At 59.3% G+C, this 9,473-nt stretch carries 3 protein-coding genes and 1 pseudogene; 2 read left to right on the top strand and 2 right to left on the bottom strand.

All coding sequences use genetic code 11. The annotated features are described in order from the left end of the window. Positions 1 to 66 precede the first annotated feature (66 nt). Together macA and NTD85_RS11120 are read left to right on the top strand one after the other, a co-directional pair. Positions 67 to 1,215, top strand: a complete 1,149-nt coding sequence (gene macA / locus NTD85_RS11125) for a macrolide transporter subunit MacA (RefSeq protein ID WP_003224213.1) — start codon at positions 67 to 69, stop codon at positions 1,213 to 1,215. A 2-nt stretch (positions 1,216 to 1,217) separates the two neighbouring features. After that, on the top strand, positions 1,218 to 3,173 hold the full coding sequence (locus NTD85_RS11120) for a MacB family efflux pump subunit (protein ID WP_201137890.1): 1,956 nt from the start codon (positions 1,218 to 1,220) through the stop codon (positions 3,171 to 3,173). Between the two features lie 1,153 nt (positions 3,174 to 4,326). Here the strand turns inward: NTD85_RS11120 and NTD85_RS11115 are convergent. Both NTD85_RS11115 and NTD85_RS11110 read right to left on the bottom strand, forming a co-directional pair. Continuing rightward, on the bottom strand, positions 4,327 to 7,470 hold the full coding sequence (locus NTD85_RS11115) for a hypothetical protein (protein WP_262142159.1): 3,144 nt from the start codon (positions 7,468 to 7,470) through the stop codon (positions 4,327 to 4,329). A 307-nt stretch (positions 7,471 to 7,777) separates the two neighbouring features. Then, positions 7,778 to 9,473, bottom strand: a pseudogene (locus NTD85_RS11110) (Ig-like domain-containing protein); the annotation flags it as partial.

Genomic DNA, 9,473 nt, shown 5'->3' with positions numbered 1-9,473 from the left:
GTGTTGTTTCTCTATCAAGACCCGGCCACTGGCCGGGTTCATCCCTGAACGGACTTGTGGTTATTTATGGAAAAGTCGAAGTTGCGCAAAGTCGGTATGGGGTTGGCGTTGGCGGCGGTGGCCGGGTTGGTGCTGTACACGGTGCAGGCACCCGCCGAAGCGCCGAAATACCAGACGGCGCCGGTTGAACGCTCGGATATCGAAAACACCGTGCTTGCCACCGGTTTGCTCGAAGGCGTCAAGCAGGTGGACGTCGGCGCTCAGGTGTCGGGGCAGTTGAAGTCGCTCAAGGTCAAGGTCGGCGACAAGGTGAAGAAGGGCCAGTGGCTGGCCGAGATCGATCCGCTGGTGCTGCAGAACACCCTGCGTCAGGCTCAAGTCGATGAGGAAAATCTGCAGGCGCAAAAGCGTGCCACGCAAGCTCAACTCAAGCAGACCAAAGCGATTTACGAGCGTTATCAGAACCTGCAGGAAGACGCCTCGATCTCGCGTCAGGATTTCGAGACTGCGCAATCGAACTACGAGGTGCAGCAGGCCAACCTGCTGTCGCTGGACGCGCAGATCAAGAGCGCGCACATCCAGATCGACACCGCCAAGGTCAACCTCGCGTATACGCGGATCGTCGCGCCGATCGATGGCGATGTGGTCGGCATCGTCACCCAGGAAGGCCAGACCGTGATTGCCAATCAGCTGGCACCCGTGCTGCTGAAACTGGCGGATCTGGACACCATGACCATCAAGGCCCAAGTGTCGGAAGCCGACGTGATCCACATTGCGCCGGGGCAGGAGGTGTATTTCACCATTCTCGGCGAGGACAAACGCTATTATGGCAAGCTGCGCGGCACCGAGCCGGCGCCGCAGAACTTCCTCGAAACACCGCCGGCCGGTACGCCGAAACAAAACACCGCGGTGTTCTACAACGCGCTGTTCGAGGTGCCCAACCCCGACCATCGCTTGCGCATTTCGATGACCGCGCAGGTGCGCATCGTCCTCGATACCGCGCAATCGGTACTGACCGTGCCGGTGGCCGCGCTCGGTCCGCGCAACGCCGATGGCAGCTTTCCGGTGCGGGTGCTGGACGCCAAGGGCCAGGCGCAGTCGCGTAACGTGCAGACCGGGATCAACAACAACGTCAAAGTGCAGATCAATCAGGGCCTCAGCGAAGGCGAGCGGGTGGTGATCGGTGATCCGTTGCCCGCCGTGGCGGGGGCTTGAGCATGACGCAGCCGCTACTGCAACTGACCGGCATCACCCGCAGTTTTACCGCCGGCGACCGTGAATTTCTCGCACTGAAGAACATCAACCTGACGATCAATGCCGGGGAAATGGTGGCGATCATCGGCGCCTCCGGCTCCGGCAAGTCAACCTTGATGAACATCCTCGGCTGTCTCGATTACGCCACCGCCGGCAGCTACAAGATCAACGGTCAGGAGACCCGCGACCTTGACGATCAGGCGCTGGCTGAGCTGCGCCGCGATTACTTCGGCTTCATCTTCCAGCGGTATCACTTGCTGCCGCATTTGAGCGCGATGCACAACGTCGAGATGCCGGCGATTTATGCTGGCATTCCCGCGCCGCAACGCCACGCCCGCGCCCGCGAGCTGCTGGCGCGACTGGGTCTCGATGGGCACCTGACCCACCGGCCGAGCCAGCTCTCCGGCGGTCAGCAGCAGCGGGTGAGTATCGCCCGGGCCTTGATGAACGGCGGGGAAGTGATCCTCGCCGACGAACCCACCGGCGCCCTCGACACCGCCAGCGGCAAAGAGGTGATGCGCATCCTGCTGGAGCTGCACGCGGCCGGGCACACGGTGATTCTGGTGACCCACGATCCGAAAGTCGCGGCCAACGCCGAACGCATCATCGAAGTCAGCGACGGTGAAATCCTCAGCGACCGCCGCAACCAGCGCGACACCGGGCAACTGCCGGGTGAAGACGTGCCGCCAAAACCCCCGGCGACCCGCCGCCTGGTGGCCAGCCTCGGGCTGTTCAAGGAAGCCTTCAACATGGCCTGGGTGGCGCTGATTTCACACCGTATGCGCACCTTGCTGACCATGCTCGGGATCGTCATCGGCATCACTTCGGTGGTGTCGATTTCGGCGATCGGCGAGGGCGCGAAAAACTACGTGCTCAAGGACATTTCGGCGATCGGCAGCAACACCATCGACATCTATTCCGGCACCAGTTTCGGCGACAAGCGCGCCGCCTCGATCGAGACACTGGTGCCGGCGGATGTCACCGCGCTGAATCAACTGTATTACGTCGACAGCGCCACCCCGGTGGTCGGCCGCAGCATGCTCCTGCGCTATCGCAACATCGACCTCGACGCGCAGATCAACGGCGTCAGCGAGCAGTATTTTCAGGTGCGCGGAATCAAACTGGAGGCGGGCATCACCTTCAGCGAGAGTGATGCACGGCGCCAGGCGCAGGTGGTGGTGATCGACTACAACACCCGGCATCGGCTGTTCGCCGAGGGCGTCGATCCGCTGGGCCAGGTGATCCTGATCGGCAACCTGCCGTGCACGGTGATCGGCGTGGCAGCCGAGAATAAAAACCTGTTTGCCTCAGGCAAGACCCTGAACGTCTGGGTGCCGTACGAAACCGCTGCCGGGCGCCTGCTCGGCCAGCGCTTCCTCGACAGCATCAGCGTGCGGATCAAGGACGGCCAGTCGAGCAAAGTTGTGGAAAATCACGTCACCCAATTGATGCTGCAACGCCATGGCATCAAGGATTTCTACACCAACAACCTCGACAGCGTGATGCAGACCGTGCAGAAAACTAGCCGCTCGCTGGCCTTGCTGCTGTCGCTGATCGCGGTGATTTCGCTGGTGGTCGGCGGCATCGGCGTGATGAACATCATGCTGGTGTCTGTCACCGAGCGCACGCGCGAGATCGGCATTCGCATGGCGGTCGGCGCGCGCCAGTCGGACATTCGTCAGCAGTTTCTGGTGGAAGCGGTGATGGTCTGCCTGCTCGGCGGGGCCATCGGCATTTCCCTGTCGTATGCCATCGGCCACCTGTTTTCGGTGTTCATCAAGGAGTGGGAGATGGTCTTCTCCATGGCCTCGGTGGTGACGGCGGTGATCTGCTCGACGCTGATCGGCATCGTTTTCGGTTTCGTACCGGCGCGAAATGCCTCGCGCCTGGACCCGATCGAGGCGTTGGCACGGGACTGATTGCCGGATCTGATTGGCCGGGCTTGTGCCTGAAGTGCACAAATCGAAAGGGACGGGTCATCAACCCGTCCCTGTTTTTCGTCCAGGCCTGCTGGCGATGGCGGCCTGACAGCCAACCGGTCCCCAACTGAATGCACCCAATCCAATTGTGGGAGCCAGCCTGCTGGCGATGACGGCCTACAAGCCGATCACCCTCCCAACTGAATGCACTCATTCCAACTGTGGGAGCGGGCTTGCTCGCGAAAGCGGCCTGCCAGACAACATCAAAACAACAGAGCAGACCCCGCACATAAACGCACCCCTGCAACCACGTTTAAAGTACACGAACCGTTACGCCATAACGGCTACAACACCTTGCGCCGTTACCTACGCGTACGCCAGAATCCGCCGGCTTACACGACTATGGGTCGGGCTATATCGTTTCCCTGTCACTGCAAAACAGTGATGGGGTTTGGTAGCCCGTCTCGAGTTGTATTGCGACACCTTCATTGCTGTCCCTTTTTTGAGGAATAGCTTTGTATGGTGGGCATGCGTGGGGCTCATTCGTGAGCGCCGGGTTTCCCAATTCGACCGGTCTACCAACCCGCGCATGGCCGCCACCCGCCGTTTGGTAGCGAGGGTGATGGCTCCTATTGTTCAGAGTCGTTAGCGGCCGCCAGCGACATGGCCCGCGACATTGGCGACAACCCACAGTGCCGGGCCATGCTGATGCTGCATCAGGTGATCATGCTCAGTGAACTGATGGTCAACCGAGTACTGGACGGCCGCCGCGTACCGAACTAACTGCCCGGTCCCCTGTAGGAGCTGCCGCAGGCTGCGATCTTTTGACGTTGCTTTAAAAAACAAGATCAAAAGATCGCAGCCTTCGGCAGCTCCTACAGTGAGTAATCCTTTCAAAGTAACTCGATCGGAGTACCCGCTGATGTCCGAAATGGATAATGTTGTGCCCAAGGAATAGGCGCTGGCAGATCTGGCCTCTTCGCGAGCAAGCCCGCTCCCACAGTGGATCTGCGTTGGTCACTGCTTAAGTGCCCGGCAAAGATCCCTTGTAGACGTGAGCCTGCTCGAGATTGCCATTAAATAAGTCCCTACCCTTATCCGTTGTATTCAGATTGTCCTGAGTAGGTGGCGGTTGCGGGGTATCAAGCCCGGATTACCTGATACCGTACCCGTTTGCCGTGTCGCCTCCAAAACCCAGATCTCTTAAAGCCTTCGTTTCTCCTGTGGCCGGATAAATCGCCCAGCGTTTGCCAGTGCCGGCCGAATCAGCCGCCCAGCACCATGCACTTTCTGTCGCTAAGCCCGCATAGGTGCTGACATATGAACGCCACTCCGCCAAGGACGGAATTCGCCCACCCTGATTAGCCGCCGCATTGCTGCATTGGGTATAGGTATTGAACACGCTGGTTCCGAAGATTCGATACACGTTCGAGACTGAAACAGGGTAGGACACCGTCTGGTTTGCACTATCGCGAACCGTAATGACAGCGGTACCGTTGCCTTTGGAAATCACCCGACCATTGGTGATATTCACTTCTGCGGCCGCCGAGTTGCTTGATGAGTATTGATAGGGTGGGACGCCCCCGCTTGCCTGCCTGTCGACAAAACTGCCAGCCGGAGGATTTGTGGGGGTGTGATCGGAACGGAAAATCCAGCCGCCAAGCGATACAGGCTCGGTATTGATAACCAGAGCAAGAGCCGCTTTGATCGTGTAGGTACGCACAGGGAATACCACCGCCTCACTCTCCACCGTGCTCTGACCAAGCGCCGCTTTAAACTCCAATGCCAGGTTGCTGCCATCCTGCAGGTTTTTGATTTCAGCGATTGCAATATCGGAAGTGAAGAACTGGTTAGCGATCCAGTCGTCGTTGGTGAAGGCCGTCGGCGCGCTCCAGATCTCGCGCACGTAGGCGCTGCCGTCGGCATTGGTCCCGTGCAGGCGCAACCAGACGTATTGGTCGAGGGCGATCAGCGGCCAGTCACCCATGCGTACGGAAGCTTGGGTCAGGTCGCCGGTATACAGTTCCGGGCCGGCGCCGTCGTTGTCGGCCTGCTCGATGGTGGGGCTGGCCAGTGCGCTCTGCGGCATTGCTTGCACCGTCAGGTCAAATACCCGGGACGGTGTTGGATGGCCATCAATGAAGACGACGTAGGAGACTTTTACCCGCTTACCCAGGTTGAACGCCACCACGCTGTTCGGGATTTCAAACTCAAGCCCTTCGCTTACCGCACGGGGCACTGAGGTGTGCGACCCGCCGGCCGGCGTGCCGTCAGCGCCAGTCCAGGTGACGATGATTTCATGGTTTGGCAGCAACGCGCTGTTGTCCGGCACCACAATGGTCAAGGTGTCCCTGACCAGCAGCGGGTTGAGTGCGCTGTCGCCGTTGTTCTCCTTGATCGACGGGGCGAGCAGTTCCAGCGCGACTCCCACGGTGAACACCAACGGATTCGAGTAACTGGTCTTGCCCGTCTCGAACCGCAGGATGTTGTAGCTGACGCTGAGTTTCTCCCCACGCCGCGCTTCGAAATGCTTCTGCACAAAGGCTGCATCAAGCGGGAAATCCACGGGTCTGCCGGCAGTGAGGGCGTTCAGGGTTTTGCTGCCTTGGTCCAGGAGCGCGCCATGGGCATCACGCAGTAGCCAGGTGACCACGTCCTGGGGTTTGGTCGGGTTGGCGAGCGGGTTCGGGCAAGTGATTTTGCTTGTGCCGTCGGACAGATCACGAGGCTCCAGGATACCGTTCTCTTCACCCTGGACGATCGGGGGCACCAGTTCCAGTTGTGCTTCGCCCACGGTCAGCAGCTCTGCATGCTGGGATGCCCGCCTGACGACTACACCGTCCTCGTCGCTGAGCAGGTTGTAGGACAGGTCCAGCGTGCCGCCCTTGAGCAACTTGAGGTGCCGGACGCCATCCACCTTGATGATGAAACCCAGCGGGTTGCTGGCGTCGGTCGCGCTGAGGATATGCAAGTCCAACTGCGGGTCATACGTGATCAGGTCGGCCTGGGTGCCCAGCCATTTGAGCTCAATGCCCATGTCTTCTTCGAAGCGATCGTCATGAGGGATGCGGATGCTCACTTGCTCCAGGTCGGGCTTGAGCGCACCGTTCACGGCATCGTCGGCGATCGGCGCGGCGAGGCGATAGGGGTCGCCGATGATGGTGATGAAGAGGCTCTTGGAGCGCTGAATCACCGCGCCGCCACGTTCCAGCTCGTAGAAGAACACCGCCTGGGTTTTGGCCAGCTCCCGGGCGGCGCTGTTGGGCAGAAAGACGCTGACCACCAGCGGCGGTTCTTTGTTGATGGTCTGGCGAGCGTCGTGCGCCACGGGAACGCCGTCCAGTGTGCTGCCATTGATGTACATGATGATCACGTCGTTTTCCTGGAAGTCCGGCGACGTGGCCCAGACCTTCAGCTCCAGATCTTCATCTTTCAACGTTTCGAGGTGCAGCTCCTGGCCGTTGGCCTGCTCAAGGATGGGCGTATTCAGTCGCGAGTTGCCGGTGTCGACGACGATGCGCGTTTCGCTGCACCAGTCTTGCGCCGCGTTGTTCACCAGATCAAGGATGGTAAACGTCACGGGGACCCCCAGGGGGCCCGAATCCCCGGCCCGGAGGATGTCCGCTTCAGTGACGTTGACCTCGATCGGATGGGCATCCGGATCGTCAACCTGTGCCTGAGTGACCGGTGCGGAGCGAATCCGCACGCCACCCCAGCTGACGATGATCACATCACCTGCGGCGCAGTTCGGATAGGGCCGTTTCGAAAGGCTGCCGGGTTTGGCCTTGATGATGATTTTCACGCCATTTCTGGCGGTTTCCTTGTCCACGCCGTCGGCGATGATGCGCGGATCGATGTACTGGTACAGCTCGGAATGTTGACCGGGATCGGGGTCCAGATCCTGGCCGCCGGGCAGGTCGAGCTTGATATAGATCGCTACTGGCGGTTTGTAGGGTTCGGGGGTCTGGTGGGCGCGCTTTATGGTATAGCCGAGTGTGTGTGGGCCATTGGTGCTGTGTCTCGGCTCGACCCAGAGTGTCACCCGTTGACCTAATTGAGCTGTTTGCGTGAGGGTCTGCTGGTCGACGGTGTCACCATCGAGCTGAAGCTCAATCCCGTCACCCAGGTCCATATCGGTGTAGGGCAGAACGTGCACCTTCAGGCCGTTTGTGAAGTTGCCCAGCGCGGCGGCGTAGTTGATGCCCCATTCGCCGGAGGGCAGTTGCGGTTCCGTGCGGCCGGGGATTTCCGGTTCACGCAGGTCCTTGGGAATTTTTCTGGACGGTTGAATGAGCATGCTGGCAACTCCGGTTGGAAAAGGGGCGGCACAGGGATTTAAGGCTCAGGCGAGGCGGGTTGGCTACTGTCAGAAATTACAGGTGGGGGCGTATTTGCGACGAGTGGTAACGTGCTCGAAGTGCGAAAAACGAAAGGGGACGGGTAATTGAACCCGTCCCTGATTTTTAACTCAGGTTTTTGATTTCAGCGACTGAAATCTCGGAAGTGAAGAGCCGGTTAGCGATCAGGTGAAAACCGTGTAGGCACACGACAAGGCGTCTTCCGATCAAGGAGAGACGCCTGTAGTGGAACGTTGATTCAAAATTTTATGTATAAGCGCCCACATCTGCTCGAATCACGAGGTTTACGTCTAAGACAGCGAATCTTACGTTGTTATACCCTATGAACTTCGATCGGGGAAATGCGACGGTGTATGACCCCGGCCCGGGAATTGGCAAGGTTAGATACTCCCCGCCGACCGGGGCGTATGAAGTTACGTATGGCCGCGATACCGCCGGAAATGCGCCTGCTGGTCCTGCAATAGTGAAGCGCATGGAAAGAAACGTATCGCGGACATCGTCGTCATATTTGATGGTGGAGTTAGGGGCATGGCGGATACCGGGGCCACCAAAAGTTTTATGTGTATATAGGTCGGTTATGGTCGCAGTGAACTGATGAGGGTTTACTGTGAATCTCCACTCTGCGGATACAGGGAGGGTGCCATAGGTTGCCTTGGCGATGATTGAATGGCCGCCCCGTGTGAGTTCGCTGAGTGAAGCCGTCCAGTTACCACTGTCATCGACATCCTCGGTCTTTTTCACCGTCGTCCCATCGAGGATCTGCACCTGCTGACCAGCGGCCGCCGTGCCGCCCAGGTTCACGGAGGTATAGTTTGTCGTTCCGAGATCGTCGATCGGCCCACCCGCAGCGTCTGTCATTCGTTTAATTACAGGCCGCTCACTCACAACCTCCAAGCTTCGAGGGATTGACTCCTGGCCACTACCGTACAGGGCGGTCGCCGTGAAAATGTGGCACCCTTCGGCCAGTCCCGAGATGACAAGCGTCCAGATGCCGCTGGAGGCGTCGGCGGTGGCATCCTCTATGATCGTCGTACCGTCCTTGATCTGGACCTGTTGACCGAGGCTTGCCGTGCCGGTCAGTGTGATAGTCGTGTCTTCGGTCTCGCCGCCTTCAGAGATCTCGCCCTTGGATCCTTCGACACGTGTAATGTCCGGCCGTACTTCGACAAGCGCTCTGACCGTATAGGTACGCACGGGGAAGGCCACGGCCAGACTCTCATTCGGGTCTTTACCGAACGCGGCTTTGAATGCCATGGTCAGCGTGCTGCCATCTTTCAGGTTTCTCAAGCCTGCAAGGGCAATGTTGCGCTCTAAATAACCTTGCGTGATCCACCCGTCGGTGACATATGAGCCGGGTGCTGTATGGATCTGAAGGTTGTAGTCGCTGCCATCAGCGTTTGTACCTGTCAGGCGCAGCCAGACATATTGGAGTGGGGCAATCAACGGCCAGATGCCCATGCGGTAGATCGCATTGGCGGTCAGTTTTCCCACATTGAACTCCGGGCCTTCGCCGTTGTTGTCCGCGTCCTTGATGATGGGTTTGAGCAGTTCATTCTGCGGCATGCTCAACACAGTCAAATCAAAGACGAGGGACGGCAGCGGCTTGCCGTCGCGGATGACGACGTAGGACACCTTCACATCTTTGTTCAGGTTGAACGCGACCACACTATTCGGAATCGCAAACTCCCGGTTGCTGCCCAGCGGCCGAGGAACAGAGGTGTGCGAACCGCCTGCGGGCGTACCCTGTGCGCCAGTCCAAGTGACGATGATTTCATCAGTTGGCCGCAACTCGGGGTTGTCCGGCACCACGGCGGTCAAGGTGTCCCTGACCAGCAGCGGGTTGAGTGCGCTGTCGCCGTTGTTCTCCTTGATCCAGGGGGCGAGCAGTTCCAGCGCGACTCCCACGGTGAACACCAACGGATTCGAAAGGCTGGTCTCTTCC

It is taken from the genome of Pseudomonas sp. 13B_3.2_Bac1, from assembly GCF_025466205.1.
Lineage (GTDB): Bacteria > Pseudomonadota > Gammaproteobacteria > Pseudomonadales > Pseudomonadaceae > Aquipseudomonas > Aquipseudomonas fluorescens_H.
This window is presented reverse-complemented; position numbering and strand designations above follow the sequence as displayed.